General features: G+C 67.6%; 18 protein-coding genes. 7 read left to right on the plus strand and 11 right to left on the minus strand.

The features are described 5' to 3' along the window. Positions 1 to 2 precede the first annotated feature (2 nt). Positions 3 to 227: a hypothetical protein gene (locus tag LZ005_RS07940; RefSeq protein WP_237806437.1), complete on the plus strand. Its 225-nt coding sequence runs from the start codon at positions 3 to 5 to the stop codon at positions 225 to 227. On the opposite strand, the gene egtB is transcribed toward LZ005_RS07940, so the two are convergent. Both egtB and egtD read right to left on the minus strand, forming a co-directional pair. Beyond that, positions 224 to 1,363: an ergothioneine biosynthesis protein EgtB gene (gene egtB / locus LZ005_RS07945; RefSeq protein WP_237806439.1), complete on the minus strand. Its 1,140-nt coding sequence runs from the start codon at positions 1,361 to 1,363 to the stop codon at positions 224 to 226. The genes LZ005_RS07940 and egtB overlap by 4 nt on opposite strands. Beyond that, positions 1,354 to 2,301 (minus strand): L-histidine N(alpha)-methyltransferase, encoded by a 948-nt coding sequence (gene egtD, locus LZ005_RS07950; RefSeq protein WP_237806441.1) that lies wholly within the window; start codon positions 2,299 to 2,301, stop codon positions 1,354 to 1,356. The genes egtB and egtD overlap by 10 nt, the downstream gene beginning before the upstream one ends. 149 nt (positions 2,302 to 2,450) lie before the next feature. Between egtD and LZ005_RS07955 the strand changes: the two genes are divergently transcribed. The 6 genes from LZ005_RS07955 (at position 2,451) to LZ005_RS07980 (ending at position 6,880) form a co-directional block, all read left to right on the plus strand. After that, positions 2,451 to 3,317: a putative selenate ABC transporter substrate-binding protein gene (locus tag LZ005_RS07955; RefSeq protein WP_237806443.1), complete on the plus strand. Its 867-nt coding sequence runs from the start codon at positions 2,451 to 2,453 to the stop codon at positions 3,315 to 3,317. 4 nt (positions 3,318 to 3,321) lie between these two features. Then, a complete protein-coding gene (locus LZ005_RS07960; protein ID WP_237806445.1) occupies positions 3,322 to 4,134 on the plus strand; it encodes a phosphonate ABC transporter ATP-binding protein in 813 nt (270 codons plus the stop codon). Beyond that, positions 4,121 to 4,951, plus strand: coding sequence for an ABC transporter permease (locus LZ005_RS07965; protein WP_237806447.1), 831 nt, complete (start codon positions 4,121 to 4,123; stop codon positions 4,949 to 4,951). Before LZ005_RS07960 ends, LZ005_RS07965 begins: the two co-directional genes overlap by 14 nt. Next, positions 4,948 to 5,733, plus strand: coding sequence for a phosphonate ABC transporter, permease protein PhnE (gene phnE, locus LZ005_RS07970; RefSeq protein ID WP_237806449.1), 786 nt, complete (start codon positions 4,948 to 4,950; stop codon positions 5,731 to 5,733). Before LZ005_RS07965 ends, phnE begins: the two co-directional genes overlap by 4 nt. 9 nt (positions 5,734 to 5,742) lie before the next feature. Then, the gene (locus LZ005_RS07975) at positions 5,743 to 6,402 is read left to right on the plus strand and encodes an ABC transporter ATP-binding protein (protein WP_237806452.1); all 660 of its coding nucleotides are present in this window, start codon (positions 5,743 to 5,745) and stop codon (positions 6,400 to 6,402) included. 160 nt (positions 6,403 to 6,562) lie between these two features. Continuing rightward, on the plus strand, positions 6,563 to 6,880 hold the full coding sequence (locus LZ005_RS07980) for a hypothetical protein (protein ID WP_237806454.1): 318 nt from the start codon (positions 6,563 to 6,565) through the stop codon (positions 6,878 to 6,880). A 45-nt stretch (positions 6,881 to 6,925) separates the two neighbouring features. Here the strand turns inward: LZ005_RS07980 and LZ005_RS07985 are convergent, their stop codons facing one another. From LZ005_RS07985 to LZ005_RS08025, 9 genes are all read right to left on the minus strand, one after another. Then, complete coding sequence (locus tag LZ005_RS07985) at positions 6,926 to 7,678, minus strand: GNAT family N-acetyltransferase (protein ID WP_237806456.1); 753 nt, start codon at positions 7,676 to 7,678, stop codon at positions 6,926 to 6,928. 84 nt (positions 7,679 to 7,762) lie between these two features. After that, on the minus strand, positions 7,763 to 8,089 hold the full coding sequence (locus LZ005_RS07990; RefSeq protein ID WP_237806457.1) for a hypothetical protein: 327 nt from the start codon (positions 8,087 to 8,089) through the stop codon (positions 7,763 to 7,765). A 134-nt stretch (positions 8,090 to 8,223) separates the two neighbouring features. After that, the gene (locus tag LZ005_RS07995) at positions 8,224 to 8,667 is read right to left on the minus strand and encodes a hypothetical protein (RefSeq protein ID WP_237806459.1); all 444 of its coding nucleotides are present in this window, start codon (positions 8,665 to 8,667) and stop codon (positions 8,224 to 8,226) included. Continuing rightward, positions 8,664 to 9,209, minus strand: a complete 546-nt coding sequence (locus LZ005_RS08000; protein ID WP_237806461.1) for a GNAT family N-acetyltransferase — start codon at positions 9,207 to 9,209, stop codon at positions 8,664 to 8,666. The genes LZ005_RS07995 and LZ005_RS08000 overlap by 4 nt, the downstream gene beginning before the upstream one ends. After that, complete coding sequence (locus LZ005_RS08005) at positions 9,206 to 9,805, minus strand: transglutaminase family protein (RefSeq protein WP_237806463.1); 600 nt, start codon at positions 9,803 to 9,805, stop codon at positions 9,206 to 9,208. Before LZ005_RS08005 ends, LZ005_RS08000 begins: the two co-directional genes overlap by 4 nt. A gap of 3 nt (positions 9,806 to 9,808) precedes the next feature. Then, positions 9,809 to 10,225: a DUF4019 domain-containing protein gene (locus LZ005_RS08010; RefSeq protein WP_237806465.1), complete on the minus strand. Its 417-nt coding sequence runs from the start codon at positions 10,223 to 10,225 to the stop codon at positions 9,809 to 9,811. Between the two features lie 49 nt (positions 10,226 to 10,274). Further along, on the minus strand, positions 10,275 to 11,390 hold the full coding sequence (locus LZ005_RS08015) for a two-component system response regulator (protein WP_237806467.1): 1,116 nt from the start codon (positions 11,388 to 11,390) through the stop codon (positions 10,275 to 10,277). 9 nt (positions 11,391 to 11,399) lie between these two features. Next, positions 11,400 to 15,206, minus strand: coding sequence for a response regulator (locus tag LZ005_RS08020; RefSeq protein ID WP_237806469.1), 3,807 nt, complete (start codon positions 15,204 to 15,206; stop codon positions 11,400 to 11,402). Further along, positions 15,203 to 15,952 (minus strand): ABC transporter substrate-binding protein, encoded by a 750-nt coding sequence (locus tag LZ005_RS08025; RefSeq protein WP_237806471.1) that lies wholly within the window; start codon positions 15,950 to 15,952, stop codon positions 15,203 to 15,205. The genes LZ005_RS08020 and LZ005_RS08025 overlap by 4 nt, the downstream gene beginning before the upstream one ends. Positions 15,953 to 16,019 lie beyond the last annotated feature (67 nt).

The following is a 16,019-nucleotide window of genomic DNA, read 5'->3' on the forward strand; positions in this document are numbered from 1 at the left end:
CGATGGCGCGCTGGATTATTACCCTCGATGGCCGTCTGCCGGCTGCCCAGGTGGCGGCGGCCCTGCGCAGCGCCGGCCTGGTGGTGATCGATGTGATGGAACAGGTGGGCGTGATCATCGGCGAGGCCGATGAGGGCGCGGTGCCGCAGTTGCGCCAGGTGCCGGGCGTGGCCGACGTGGCGCCCGATCTGGCCATGGGCATCGTGCGGCCGCCGCAGCGGCCCTAGCGCGCCAGACGGATGGCGCTGCACTGCCAGCGCGCCCCGGCCGGAAAGAAGTTGCGGTAGCTGGGGCGCGCGTGGCCCGGCGGCGTGTAGCGCGAGCCGCCGCGCAGCACATACTGGTTGACCATGAATTTGCCGTTGTACTCGCCCACGGCGCCAGGCGCCGGCGCAAAGCCGGGATACGGCGCGTAGCTGCTCGACGTCCATTGCCAGCCCTGGTCGGCCAGCTGGGCCAGGCCGGGATGGCCGCTGGCGGCTTCCCATTCGGCCTCGGTGGGCAGACGCGCGCCGGCCCAGCGCGCATAGGCGTCGGCCTCGTACAGCGAGACATGCAGCAGCGGCGCCGCCGGGTCGAGCGCCTGCAGGCCGCCCAGCCCAAACACCTGCCAGCCGCCGCTCTCGGCACGCCGCCAGTACAGCGGATGCTGCCAGTCCTCGGCCTGTACGCGGTCCCAGCCCTCGGACAGCCAGAGCGCGGGATCGCGGTAGCCACCCGCCTCCACAAAGGCCAGAAACTCGCCCTGCGTGACCAGACGGCGCGCCAGCGCATACGGCGCCAGATGCACGTGGTGGCGCGGCAGCTCGTTATCGAAACAGAAGCCGGCGCCCGCGTGGCCGATCGCATGCAGGCCGCCGTCCAGTTGCAGCCAGCCGTCCGGCGGCGCGGCCGCGGGCGCCAGTGGTGCGCCATAGGCCGGCGCCAGCGGGTTTTGGCTGAACAGGTGCAGCACGTCGGTCAGTATCAGCTCCTGGTGCTGCTGCTCGTGCTGCAGGCCGAGCGTCAGCAGATCGGCGTCGGCCGCGCCACTTGCGATCAGCTCCTGCATGCGCCGGTCGACGTCGGCGCGGTAGGCCAGCACGGTGGGCAGGTCGGGCCGCGTGAGCAGGCCGCGCTGCGGGCGCGGGTGGCGCGCACCGACCCCGTGGTAGTAGGAGTTGAACAGCATGCGGAAGGCCGGATGGAAGGCCGCGCGCCCGCCCAGCACAAAGGTCTCGTAAAACCAGGTGGTGTGGGCCAGATGCCATTTCACCGGGCTGGCGTCGGGCATCGACTGGGCCGCGCAGTCCTCGGCCGACAAGGGCGCAGCCAGGGCCAGCGAATGCTGGCGCACGGCGGCATAGGCCGCGCTCAGTGCCATGCGCCCACCTGCGGCAAGGCGGCCGCATGGATCAGGGCAAACCAGCCCTCCCCATCCTGCCACACGCTTTGCACGGCGAAGCCAGCCTGTTCGAGCAGCCCGGCGGCGCGCTCGCGCGTGTACTTGTAGCTGTTTTCGGTGTGGATGCGCTGGCCCGGTTCGAAATGGCGCGCCCCGCCCGGCCAGTGCACGTCGAGCGGCGCGCGCGCCTCGAGGTGCATTTCGACGCGGCCGCTGGCGCCATCGAAAGCGGCCACATGGCGCCACTGGCGCGGGTCGAAGTCGCTGCCGAGCAGCGTGTTCACGTGGCGCAGCACATTGAGATTGAAGGCTGCCGTGATGCCGAGCGCATCGTCATAGGCCGCCTGCAGCAGCGGCGCCGGCTTGACCAGATCGACGCCGAGCAGCAGGCTGCCGTCGTCGCCGAGGGCGGCGCGCGCCTGGCGCAGCAGGGTCAGCGCCGCCTCGGGATCGAAATTGCCGATCGAGGAACCCGGATAGAACACCACGCGGCGCGCCGCCCGCACCGTGGGCGGCAGCGTCAGCGTGGCCGAGAAGTCCTGTGCCAGCGGCGTCATTTCGATATGCGGGTAGCGGCGACGCAGGCCGTTCACGGCCTCAGCGAGGAAATCGGCCGCGATATCGACCGGCACATACTGGGCCGGATGCAGCAACGGGAACAGGCTGGCCGCCTTGGCGCAGTTGCCGGCGCCCAGGTCGATCAGGGTGCAGCCGGGGTCGATGGCGGCCGCCAGCGCCGGACCATGGCGCGCCACGATGGCGGCCTCGGTCCGGGTCAGGTAGTACTCGGGCAGTTCGCAGATGGCCTCGAACAGGCGCGAGCCGAGCGCGTCGTACAGATACTTGGGGGAGATGGCAGGCGCCGCGGCCAGCAGGCCGGCCGCGAGTTCGCGCTGCGCAGAGTGGGGCAATGGCATGGTCTTCCGCTCTCCAGAAACGAGGAAAAAGGCGGCCCGCCGGCCGGACTGGCGATACAATTTTTGCTATGATATGGGTTTGCCCGGCGGGGCAGCGCCCGTTTGCTGCTCGCCGTTTGTCGACTTCACACCATCATTCCTGACACTCCATGAGCACTTCCATCCTGCGCCGCCTCGTGCTGGCCGCCGGCCTTGCACTGGCCGCCAGTTCCGCCCTCGCCCAAGTGACCCCGGGCGTCCTGAAAGTCTCCGCCATCCCCGACGAAGCGCCGACCGAACTGCAGCGCAAGTTCAAGCCCCTGGGCGAATACCTGGCCAAGGCCACCGGCCTGAAGGTCGAATTCGTGCCCGTGACCGATTACGCGGCCTCGGTCGAAGGCCTGGTCAACAAGAAGCTCGACATGGTCTGGTTCGGCGGCTTCACCTTCGTGCAGGCCAAGCTGCGCAGCCACGGCCAGGTACAGCCCCTGGTCCAGCGCGCCGAAGACGAGAGCTTCAAATCGGTCTTCATCACCACCGACAAGACCATCAACAAGCTGGACGACCTGAAGGGCCGCACCCTGTCCTTCGGTTCCGAGTCCTCGACCTCGGGCCACCTGATGCCGCGCTACTTCATGCTGCAGGCGAAGCTGAATCCGGAAAAAGACCTGAAGCGCATCGCCTTCTCGGGCGCGCATGACGCCACCGTGGCCGCGGTTGCAGGCGGCAAGGTCGATGCCGGCGCCCTGAATATCTCGGTCTGGAACAAGCTGGTCGAAGCCAAGAAGGTCGATCCGGCCGTCGTGCGCGTGTTCTTCACCACGCCCGGCTTCTACGACTACAACTGGACCGTGCGCAGCGACATGGATGCGGCCCTGAAGAAGAAGATCAGCGATGCCTTCCTCGCCCTCGACCCGAACACGGCCGAAGGCAAGGCCATCCTCGATCTGCAAAAGGCCAGCAAGTTCATCCCCACCAAGGCCGAGAACTACAAGGCCATCGAGGACGCTGCCCACAACGCCGGTCTGCTGAAGTAAGCCGATGTCCTTGTTTGCGTTGCGCCAGCTCGCCGTCCACCACCAGCGTGGCCAGGGCGCGCTGGTGCTCGATGGCCTCGACCTGGAGATCGCGCCAGGCGAGCAGCTGGCCCTGATCGGCCCCTCGGGCGCCGGCAAGACCACGCTGCTGCACGTGCTGGCCGCGGCCCACGAGCCAAGCGGCGGCAGCCTGCGCCTGTTCGGCCGGGACCCGTGGACGCTGGCCCCGGCCGCGCGCCAGGCCCTGCGCCGGCGCTTGTTCCTGGCGCCGCAAACGCCGCCGCTGCCGCCGCGCCAGCGCGTGGTGACGGCGGTGCTGGCCGCGCGTCTGCCCTACTGGTCGCTGGGGCGCGCGCTGAAAAGCCTGGTGGTCCCCGAAGATCCGCAGGCCGCCTGGGAGGCGCTGCAGCGCTTTGGCCTGGGCGACAAACTGTATGCGCGTGTCGACCGCCTGTCCGGCGGCGAACGCCAGCGCTGCGGCCTGGCGCGCCTGCTGCTGTCGCAGGCCGAGGCGATGCTGGTGGACGAGCCCCTGTCGGCGCTCGACCCGACCCTGGCCGGCCTGACCCTGAATACCCTGCAACAGGAAGCGGCCGCGCGCGGCGCCGCCCTGGTCTGCTCGCTGCACCAGGTCGATCTGGCGCGGCGCGCCTTCCCGCGCCTGGTCGGCCTGCGCGCCGGCCGCATCGTGTTCGATGCCCCCAGCGCCGCCGTCAGCGACGCCATGATCGACGCCCTCTATCAGAATGCCGCCGCCGACGCTGCCGCCACGGCCAGCGCCGCCACCCCGTCCTTCCGCATCGATGGCTGCTACTGAGTTTCCCCGTCACGATCCGGCCCTGTGGCCGCGCCTGGGCGCGACCGTGTTCGGCCTGGCCCTGCTGTGGCCGATGCTGGTGTTCAGCGAGTTCAAGCCCTGGCTGCTGTTCGACGTCCAGAGCCTGCGTGCGGCCGGCCACTTCCTGGCCGACTTCCTGCACCCGGCCCATGACGCCGAGTTCCTCGCCATGCTGGTGCGCGAGACCTGGATCACGGTGGCGATCGCCAGCGCCGGTCTGGCCCTGGCCCTGCTGGGCGCGATTCCGGCCACGCTGCTGGCGACCGAACTGCTGTCGGTCTCGCGCCTGGGCCGCGCGCGCATGGACCGCCTGCCCGCGCTGGCGCGCCAGAGCGTGCGCTGGCTGCTGGTGCTGCTGCGCTCCGTGCCGGAGCTGGTTTGGGCGCTGCTGTTCGTGCGCCTGCTCGGGCTCGGGCCGACGGCCGGGGTGCTGGCGATCGCCCTCACCTACTGCGGCATGCTGGGCAAGGTGTATGCCGAAATCTTCGAAGCGGCCAACGCCCACGCCTGCCAGTCGCTGCTGCAGAACGGCGCCTCGCGCCTGGGCGCCCTGTTCTACGGCGCCCTGCCCGAAGCGGCCGGCGAGCTGGTGTCCTACACCGTGTATCGCTGGGAATGCGCGATCCGCGGTTCGGCCGTGATGGGCTTCGTCGGCGCCGGCGGTCTTGGTCAGCGCATGGACGAATCGACGCGCATGATGGCCGGCGGCGAAGTGGCCAGCATGCTGCTGGTGTTTATTCTGCTGGTGGCCGGGGCCGATCTGGTGTCCAAGGCCCTGCGCCGGAGACTCGGATGACGCGCCCGCCCGCGCCGCCGCGCGACCTCGGCGCCTGGCTGCTGACGGCCGGCCTGCTGCTGCTGGCCGTGGCCAGCTTCGCCAGCCTCGATCTGCAGCTGGCCGCCCTGTTTCAGCCCGACGCGCTGCGCAGCCTGAGCGAATTTTTGGCCGGCTTCGCGCCGCCCGACCACAGTCCCGCCTTCCTCGGCCAGCTGGCCGTGGGCGCGCTCGAGACCCTGGCCATGTCGGCCCTGGGCACCGGCCTGGCCGCCGTGGCCGGCCTGTTCCTGGCGCTGCCGGCGGCCGGCCGCTTCGGCGCCGTCCTGCGGCCACTGGCGCGCCTGCTGCTGAACGTGCTGCGCTCGATTCCGGAACTGGTCTGGGCCGCCCTGCTGCTGGTGGCCGCCGGCCTCGGTCCGATGGCCGGCACCCTGGCCCTGGCCTGCCACACGAGCGGGGTGCTGGGCCGCCTGTTCGCCGACGCCTTCGAAAATCTCGATCCGGCCCCGGAGCAGGCGCTGCGCATCCATGGCGCCGGCCGCCTCGCCGCCTTCTGCTACGCGCCGCTGCCGCAGGCGCTGCCGCAGATGCTGTCCTACACCCTGTACCGCTGGGAGAACAATATCCGCGCCGCCGCCGTGCTGGGCGTGGTGGGCGCCGGCGGTCTCGGGCAGATGCTCAAATATCACCTGTCGCTGTTTCAGATGCCGGCGGCGGCCAGTGTGATTCTGGCCATGCTGGTGCTGGTGGCGGCCGTCGACGGCCTCAGCGTGCTGCTGCGCCGCTGGCTCACGCGTTAAGGACTACCGATGCTGGAACTGGTCGATCTGCACAAAGCCTATCAGGGCCGCAGCGTGCTGCGCGGCCTGTCGCACCGCTTCGCGCCGGGCGAATTCGTCGCCATCATGGGCGACTCCGGGGTCGGCAAATCGACGCTGCTGAATCTGATCGCCGGGCTCGATGCGCCCGACGCCGGCCAGGTGCTGCTCGATGGCCAGGCCGTCGGCAGCCTGGATGACGCCAGCTCGACCCGGCTGCGCCGGCGCCGGCTCGGCTTCATCTTCCAGGCCTTCCATGTGCTGCCCCATCTGACGCTGGCGCAGAACGTGGCCCTGCCGCTGCTGCTCAATGGTCTGCCGCTCGGGCGCGAAACCCAGATGCTGGAGGCCGTCGGCCTCGGCACGCGCGGCCAGGACTTCCCGCGCCAGCTGTCCGGCGGCGAACTGCAGCGCGTGGCGATCGCCCGCGCCCTCGTCCATGAGCCCGGTCTGGTGCTGGCCGACGAGCCCACCGGCAACCTCGATCCCGACACCGCCTCCCACATCCTCCAACTATTGCGCGCGGAGACAAAACGTCGAAACGCCGCCGTCATCATGGTCACGCACAGCCCCGCGGCGGCCGAAATGGCCGACAAAACCCTCGTTCTGACCGGTTTGGGCCTCCAGATTGCAGAAAAATCGGCTTTTTGAGTGCAGGATTGGAGCTTTAATCAACAATGATGCTCCAAACACACATTTTCCAGTGTATCATCAAGCCAAGTTGATCTGAAGCCACAAATATTCACACATAATCACGGGAAAACAGATCGACGAAACCCGCCCCTGTGTCTGCCTTAGTATGGAGAAAGGTATGAGTGCACGACAAAAAAAGCAGGAGTTGATCGAGGCGATGAATCGAGCGCGCGCCCTCGAGCCCCCTAGCTTTATTCCGAATGTCCTTCTGGACACCATCATCAAGAAAATGCAGCTGAAAAATGACGCGGAGCTCTGCCGCCTGCTCGAGGTGCAGCCGCCGATCATCAGCAAAATCCGCCATCGCAAGTTGGCAGTTGGCGCAACGATCCTGTTGCGTATGCATGAAAAGTCCGACATCAGCATCAAAGAGCTGAAAGAGCTCACGGCGGCGGCAGCTGCCACCCCGCCGACACCGGCCCCTCGCCCTTACTAAGGCGCAAGGCGTCGGGGCCCAGACCCTGCCCCGTACTTCTTCCCCTCAGATTCCGTAATGCCGCGACACCCGCGTGTCGAGATTTGCCATTGGCATCATCACAAACAGATCGGCGCTTTCAAAATCGGGATCCCAAGCCGGCGCCCCGCCCACCCAGGCCCCCGAACGCATATAGCCCTTGAGCAAGCTCGGCACCTGCGCACGCGGCGCCGGCGCCAGCTGTTCCACCGGGAACGGCAGATGCGGCGTCACCCGATACTCATGCGGCGCCAGATGGCTGCCGCACAGCTGCTGGTAGACGGCGATCGCATTGTGGCCGCCATCGGCCAGGCTGATTGAGGCACAGCCGACCAGGAAATCGCACTGCTGGCGGCGCATGTAGTCGGCCAGGCCCGACCACAGCAGCATGATCACGCTGCCGCCGCGAAAATCCGGATGGATGCAAGCGCGGCCCGCTTCGACCAGGCGCGCGCGGATGTGATTGAGGCGGCCCAGATCGAATTCATTTTCCGAGTACAGGCGGCCGAGGCGGCGCGCGGCGGCCGGGTTGAGCAGGCGGTAGGTGCCGACCACGCGCAGCGATTCGGATTCGCGCACCAGCAGGTGGTCGCAGACGGCGTCGAATTCGTCGCGGTCCAGGCGCTCCGGGTTGGCCAGGGCCGACAGGCCCATGTCCTCAATAAAGACCTGATAGCGCAGACGCTGGACCTCGCGCACTTCGTCTTCCGTGCTGGCCAGCGAAATCGTCAGTTTCGGAGAAGCGGCGCGCAGGCCGCCGCTGGTGATCAGATGTTCCATGGTCCAAGCTCCCTGTGTTATTGGGAGCAGACTACGGACCGATTTTTTCAGGAATGTGACGCCGCGATGGCAGTCCGATGACAGTCAGGCCTTGGGCGGGCGTCCCGTCTTCAGCTGCGGCAGGGCCGCGAAGCAGCGCCGGATCTGGGTCTGGCTGGCGTTATCCAGCAAGGCGAAGGCCACGCGCAGCAGCTCCGCCTTCTTGATATCGATGCCCGACTTCAGGCAAGCCGCCTTGACGCGCGCGAGCACCGCATATTCGTCGGCCGGCATGGTGAAGCTGTCGCGCACCAGGGCCTGACGCACCGGCGCCAGCGGCTCGGCAGCGGCACGCGGCTTACGCACCGGCTTCCTGACGGCAGGCGCCGCCTTCTTCTTGGCGGCCGGCTTGGCTTTCGCGGCAGATTTCAAATCGGGTTCCAGAGACAAAAAAGGCTAAACAGTATAAACGATTAGCCCGAAAAACGGAACCGCCGCTTGCCCGCCGGATAAATGGGGTCAGACCCCATTTTTCTCGCTGGATAAATGGGGTCTGACCCCGATTTTTATTGGCGGAAGCTGTCGTAGAGGGCGGACAACATGCCGACGATGAAGGCGACGCCGAAATACGCGAGCACGCCCAGCAGCGCATAGCCGAACACACGGCCCCAGGGCTGGCGCACATAGTCGTCGCCATACACGTCCTGCACGTGGCGCACCTGGACGCGCCCATGGCTGAAGTACCAGGTCAGCAGATAGGCGAGGCCGAACAGGCGCAGGAAGGCGTCGATCGCACGGCTCTCCTCGAAGACCATGCCGAGCAGGAGGTTCATGGCCAGCACCGCCAGGCTGGCCTGGAACCAGCGGCGCGCCAGCATCGCCGCCTTCGGGTCGTTCATGGCTTCCCAGTTGCGCATATGTAGGTAGGCGCCGAAGGCCGGTGTCAGAAACAGGCTCCAGCAGGCGGCGGCGTTCGGGTTCCACAGGCGGATGGGGGCGGTGTCGCTCATGTCGGCTCCGGTCGGGTGATCGTGTACAGGCAATGGCGCTGCAGGCGGTGGCCCGGGGACAGCGCGGGGTGGTCGAAATCGCGCCCGCTGTTGCGCATGCCGATGCGTTCCATCACGGCGCGCGAGCGCTGGTTTTCCAGGGCGGTGAAGGAGACGATCTCCTGCAGCCCGAGGGTATCGAAACCGAAGGCCAGGCTGGCGCGCGCAGCTTCGCTCGCGTAGCCCTGGCCCCAGGCGGCGCGGATCAGGCGCCAGCCGACTTCCACGCAGGGCGAAAACGGTAGCGTGAAGCGCGGGATGCTGAGGCCGACGAAACCGAGAAAGGCCTGATCCTCGCGCCGCAGCACGGCCCAGTTGCCCCAGCCATGTTCGGCGAAATGGGCGCGAAAGCGGGCGATCACGGCGTCCGATTCGGCGCGCGTCAGGCAGGCCGGGAAGTGGCGCATCACCTCGGGATCGGCATTCAGCGCCGCGAACGGGGCGGCGTAGGCCTCGTCCCAGGGACGCAGCAGCAGGCGCGCGGTGTCGAGCGTGTGGATCATGGCAGCAGCATCACGTCGGGCAGATTGGCGCACACGGCCGCCACGTCGGGCTCGCGTTCGAGCACGGACGTGACCTGGGACAGCGGCTCGGCCCAGATCTCGGGCAGATCGCGCTCGTCGGGACTGAGCACCGGGAAGGCCAGCGCTTCCTGCGGCGGCGTGAAGCGGGCATCGACGCCGGGCTTGTTGCCGCGCGCGTCGACGCGGTACCAGCCGTACTGCGGCAGGTAGATGGCGTTCAGGCCGTGCAGGCAGTACGGCGGGCCGCTGGTCCCCTGCGACAGGCGCTGGTAGCACAGGCCGGCCGGGATGCCGTTCGCGCGCAGCAGGGCCGCCAGCAGATGGCTCTTGGCGTAGCAGTAGCCGGTCGCGTGGCGCAGCACGTCGGAGGCGCGCACGGTCACCGGGTTCTGACGATAGTCCCAGCTGTGGCGGATTTCGTCGCGCACGAAGTTGAAGCAGCGCGCGGCCACCTCTTCCACCGAGCTGGCCCCTGCGGCCAGGCGGGCGGCGCAGGCGGCCACGTCGGGGTCGTCGTAGTCGATGTAGTGGCTGGCCGCCAGGTAGGGGCGCAGCTCGGGGGCGGCGGCGTACATCGCTCAGCGCACGAAGTAGCCGACCACGCGCCAGGCGCCATCGGCTTCCTTCATGATGGTCAGTTGTTCGCGCGCGCTGGCGCCGCCTTCGAAGTCGAGCCGGTTGACCAGCACCAGGTAGTCGCCTTCGGGCGCGCCCGGCAGGTTCTTGGCCGGGGTGGCCGATTCGGGCACGCGCGCCTTCAGCGGCGGCATCTGGGCTTTCAGCTGCTGCAGGCCGGCGATGAAGCCGTCGCGCGAGACAGCGCTGTGCACGGGCTTGGCGCTGCTCTCCCAGGCTTCGCCGAATTTGGCGCTGTCGAGCAGGCTCAGAAAGGCGCTGGCGGCGGCGCGCGCGGGCGCGGCGGCATCGCTGTCGGCGGCGGCGCAGGGCAGCGCCAGTGCGGCCGCCAGGGCGGCGGCGATCAGTGTTCGTTTCATGGTGGTCCTCGATGACTTGGCTGGCGGCCCGCCAGCGGGGCGCTGATCTTCAGCGGATATGAATGGCGGCGATGTCGGCGTCCGAATCCTGGTACTGGCTGGCGATGCGGGCGAATTCGCCCTCCAGCTCGAGGAAGGCATCGAGCACGTCGGGGTCGAAATGGGTGGCGCGGCCCTTCTTCATGATGGCTACCGCGTCCTCGTGGCTGAAGGCGTCCTTGTACACGCGCTTGCTGATCAGTGCATCGTAGACGTCGGCCACGGCCATCAGGCGCGCGGACACGGGTATCGCGTCGCCGCTCAGGTTCTCGGGATAGCCGGAACCGTCCCACTTCTCCTGGTGCGCATAGGCGATCTCGCGCGCGAAGGTCAGGAAGTTGTTGCTGGCGCCGAGGTGGCGCTCGACCACGTTGATGGTGTCGCGCCCGTACACGGTATGCAGCTTCATGATCTCGAATTCGTCGCGGTCCAGATGGCCGGGCTTGAGCAGGATGCGGTCGGGGATGCCGACCTTGCCGATGTCGTGCAGCGGCGCCGATTTGTACAGCAGCTCGATGTTCTCGTCGGTCAGCACGGCGGCAAAGCGCGGGTGGGGCTGCAGATGGCGCGCCAGCGTGCGCACGTAGTTCTGGGTGCGGCGGATATGGTTGCCGGTCTCGTTGTCGCGCGTCTCGGCCATCGAGGCCATCGCCAGGATGGTCGCATCCTGCATTTTCTGCAGCTGGGCCGTGCGTTCGGCTACCTTCTGCTCGAGGATCTCGTTCTGCCGTTCGAGCTGCTCGCGCGCCGTCTTCAGGGTCAGCTGGGTGGCCACGCGGGCGAACAGGATCGGCGGCGAAATCGGCTTGGTCAGGTAGTCGACGGCGCCCAGGGTCAGGCCCATGGCTTCGTCCTCGACCTGGCTCTTCGCGGTCAGGAAGATCACCGGGATGTGGGCCGTCTTCGGATCGGCCTTGAGCTGGCGGCAGGTCTCGTAGCCGTCCACGCCGGGCATCATCACGTCCAGCAGGATCAGGTCGAGGTCGGGCGAATTCAGGGCGATCTGCACGGCCGTGGTGCCGCTGGTGGCGACCTTGGTGTTGTACTTCTCCTTCAACAGGCGCGACAACAGCATGATGTTGTCGGGCGTGTCATCGACGATCAGGATGGTCTGCTTCTTACTCATGGTGTCCTTCTAGGCTGCGGGGGCGCGCACTTCGGTCGCCAGCAGGCGGCGCGCCTCTTCGAATTCGTAACGCGACAGGTGGCCGGACAGGCGGTCGAGCGCACTGGTCGACATCTGCCCGGCCAGCAGCTTGCGCACGCTGTCGAAATAATCGGTGGCTTCGCCGCTGAACTCCTCCAGCAGCGCGTTCAGGCGCGCCAGGGCCTCGCCCACGTCGGCCGTGCTGTCCTCGGCGGCGGCGGCGGTGATGGCGCCGGCGGTGGTGGTGTCGAAATAGCGGTCCAGGCCCGCCACCACGGCCACCAGCTCGCGTTCCAGCGCGCGCGCCTGCTGCAGCAGCGCCTCGTGATCGGGACTGGTGGCGCGCACCTGCTCGTCCAGCAGCTGGGCGCTCTGCTGCAGGGCCTTGGCGCCGATGTTCCCGGCCAAGCCGCGCAGCGTGTGGGCGCGCTTGCCGGCTTCCAGGCGCAGGCCCTTGCTCATCAGGTCAAGAATCTCGCCACCCATCGTGCGCTGGGAATCGCGGAAGCGGTCCAGCAGCTGGATGTACAGCACCGTGTTGCCGGCCACATGGCGCAGGCCCATGCTGGTGTCGATGCCGGCGATGCTGGGCAGCGCCACCGTCTCGCGCGCCGGCAGCGGCACCCGCGCCGGCATCGCGTGGCCGAGCCAGCGCGCCAGCGTGGTGTACAGCTTTTCGGGGTCGATCGGCTTGGTGATGTAGTCCTGCATGCCCTCGCGCAGGCAGCGCTCGCGGATTTCGGCCAGCGCGTGCGCGGTCATCGCGATGATCGGCACGTGGTTGAACTGCGGGTCGCGCCGCAGCGCCAGCGTGGCCTCGTGCCCGTCCATCTGCGGCATCTCCAGGTCCATCAGCACCAGGCCATAGCCGTCGGGGCCGGCCGCGCGCAGCTTGTCGAGCGCCTGGCGGCCGTTGTTGGCCACGTCCACACTGATGCCCTGCACGGCCATCAGCTCGGTGGCGATCTGCTGGTTCACTTCATTGTCCTCGACCAGCAGCACCTTCACCGCGAACTGGCGCGGCGCCGCTTCGTCCGGGCCGCTGCTGGCGCGGCGCGCCGGCGCAAACAGCGACACCAGGGTATCGGTCAGCACCGACTGGCCGATCGGCTTGAACAGGAAGCCGGTGATGCCGGCCGCTTCGGCCTCGCGCTGGACTTCCTCGCGCCCGAAGGCCGTCACCAGCACCATCGCCGGGCGCGCCCCGAGACCGTCGTCGGCGCAGACAGCGCGCGCCAGCTCGATGCCGTCCATGCCCGGCATCTGCCAGTCGGTCAGCACCAGTTTGTAGGGGTCGCGCTTGATGTCGGCCGCGCGGATCATGGCCAAGGCATCGGGGCCGCTGATGGCCGTGTCGACCCGCAGCGGCAGCGCCTGCAGGGCTTCGACCAGGATATCGAGGGCGATCGTGCTGTCGTCGACCAGCAGCACGCGCGCCTCGTTGAGGGCGGCCGGCATGACGGTCACGCGCTCGGGCAGGCCGGATAGCGGGAACTCCAGATCGAAGTGGAAGCTCGAGCCTTCGCCGGGACGCGAGGCGACCTCGATCTTGCCGCCCATGAGCTGCACCAGCTGCTGCGAGATCGACAGCCCGAGGCCGGTGCCGCCGTATTCGCGCGTGGTGGTGGCATTGGCCTGGCTGAAGGCGCGGAACAGTTTGCCCATCTGCTCTTCGGTCATGCCGATGCCGGTGTCGCGCACGAGGAAGCGCAGCACCACCTTGCCGGCGCTGTGGTCGGGCAGGCGTGCGATGCTCAGTTCGAGCTCGCCCTTCTCGGTGAACTTGACGGCGTTGTTGACCAGGTTGATCAGCACCTGGCCCAGACGCAGCGGGTCGCCGACCAGGTGGCGCGGGATCGTGTGCGGCACATGGAACAGGTATTCGAGCTGCTTGTCGGCCGCCTTCTGGCTGGTGACGCTGGCCACATTCGACAGCACATCATCGAGGAAGAAGGGAATGCTCTCGACTTCCAGCTTGCCGGCCTCGATCTTCGAGAAGTCGAGGATATCGTTGATGATCCCCAGCAGCGACAAGGCGGCGCGGTGGATCTTGCCGACATAGTCCTGCTGCTTGGGCGTGAGCTCGGTGCGCAGGGCCAGATAGGCCATGCCGATGATGGCGCTCATCGGGGTGCGGATCTCGTGGCTCATATTCGCCAGGAACTCGCTCTTGGCCACGTTCGCCGCCTCGGCGCGCACATTGGCCGCCACCAGCGACTGCTCGCGCTCGCGCCGCTCGCTGATGTCGCGGATGAAGGAGCAGAACTCGTACTCGGCCTCGTTATCCATGCGCACGCGCGTGATCGCCAGCTCGATCGGGAATTCGGTGCCGTCGCGGCGCAGCGCGTAGATCTCGATCCGCTTGTTGAGCACCGCGCCGCTGCCGCTTTCCATATAACGCTTCATGCCGGCCGCATGGGCCTCGCGAAAGCGCGGCGGCACGATGGTTTCGCCCAGCGATTGGCCAAGCACCTCCTCGCGCGTCCAGCCGAAAATCTGCTCGGCCTGGGTATTCCAGCCGACGATGCGGCCCTTCAGGTCCATCCGCACCACGGCGTCGAGCGCGGTGTCGACGATGGTCTGCAGCTTTTTCTGGCTGTCCTGGGCGATCTTGATCGAGGAGACCAGCTCCTGGGTGCGCTCGGAGATGCGCTGCTCGAGGTCTTCGTTCAGTTCGCGCAGCTGCTGTTCGATCTGTTTGCGCTGGGTGATGTCGCGCACTGTGGCCTGCAGCACCTGGCGGCCGCCGTAGTCGAACGCGGACAGCAGCACCTCGGCCGGGAAATCGCTGCCGTCGGCCCGCCGGTGGATCCATTCGAAGCGGGCCTGGCCCAGCTGCATGGCCTGGTGGATGCGCTCATTCGAGGCCACAAAGGAATCGCGCCCGTCGGCCTGCAGCGGCGGCGACAACGTCGACGGGTGGCATTTGACGAAGGCTTCCTTGTTCGGCAGGCCGAACATCTCGAGCGTGTGGTGGTTACAGTCGAAGAAGCCTTCTTCGGTCAGCAGCATCAGCGCGTCATTGGTGCCTTCGAAGATGGCGTTGAGGCGGTCGACCATGCGGCTCTTCTCGTCCAGCAGGCCCTTGGTCACCTGCTCCGCCTGGCGCAGCCGGGTCAGGGTGTCGCGGAAGCTGCGCACGGCCAGCGACAGGCGCCCGATCTGGTCCTTGCGATTCAGGCCGGACAGCTCGATATCGGTTTCGCCATGGGCCAGCTTTTCGAGCGCGCTCTGGATATCGGCGAAGGGCTTGGTGGCGCGCCGCGCGACCAGGAAAATACAGGCCACGATGGCCAGCGTCAGCATCAGATTGGCGGCCGCCGTATGCAGGATCTGGCGCTGCAGATCGAGGTCGATCTGGTGGCGCGAAAACGCCAGCTCGAGCGAGCCGACCGGATAGGTGCGGGCCCCGTCGGTATAGCTGATCGGGCGGTTGACGAGGATGGCATTGCCGGGGTCGCGCTCGATCGAGCCGAGGCTGGCGATCACGGTGCCGTTGGGCGAGAGCACGCGCAGCATCAGCACCTCGGGGGTGGCGCCGAGCGCGTCGACGACCGAGGAGACGGCCGCGCTATTGATGTCAAACAGGGGCCGCGCGAGCGCATGCGACAGCACCTGGGCCTGGCGCTCGACCCGTTCCTGCAGGGTCTGGCCGGCCTCCTGGCGCAGCGAATACATGACATAGCTCGTGTAGACGCCGGTGGTCAGCCCGACCGCCATCACGATCCCCGCGGCGAGGCGGAACAGGATGTTACGGCGCCAGTGCTGCGCCAGCTGGCGGAGCAGTCCCCTCAATGCGTGCCTCCTTCCGTCGCTTCCTTCAGCATCTTCTTGTATTCGGCGCTGTTGCGCACGTCTTCAATCTGCTTCCAGATGCGCTGGGCCAGCTGCGGCTGGGCCGCGGCCAGGGACTTGGACAGCACCAGGTAGTAAGGCTTTTCGACCAGGGGCATCGGCAGGGCTTCGAGCTCGGGCGCCATCGGTCCGTTCAGCAGCAGCACGGCATCGCTGCCGCCGACGGCGGCCGCGCCGATGCGGCCGGCGATCAGCTTTTGCGCCAGCTCGGTGGCGCGCTGACTGCCCTCGTCGACGGGCACGCGCATCCCGCGCAAAAAGGCGCCGACCGAATAGCCGAGCTGGACGCCGACGGCGCCCTGCAACTGGCTGAAATTGTGGCCGTCCCACTGGACCGGGCTGCCCTTCTTGCGGATCAGGACGTATTTATCCGTATGCATGCGCCGGTTCGGGTCCGGCGTGGCGCCGCCCGGATAGACGCCGATGGCCGAACGTTCGACCGTATAGCTGACGGCGAAGGCGCCGCCGACTTCATTCGATTTGAGCTGTTCGAGGCAGCGCTTCCACGGCATCGACAGGAACTCGAACTGGATGTCGAGCTTGTTGCCGACGAGCTTGAGCAGCTCGAAATTGAGGCCGCTGCCATTGGCGGTGCGCCATGGCAGGACGTCGGCCCGTTCATAACACAGTGTGATGCTTTCCTTGGCCGCTACGGGGCTGGCAAGGAGGATGCAAGCCAGGGCCAAGCCCGTGCCTCTCCGCATGTCCGCGACTCCCTCACAAAAACAGGCTCTAGTGTAAGGAAATTGCCAA

It is taken from the genome of Massilia sp. TS11 (assembly GCF_022012445.1).
Classification (GTDB): domain Bacteria; phylum Pseudomonadota; class Gammaproteobacteria; order Burkholderiales; family Burkholderiaceae_D; genus Telluria.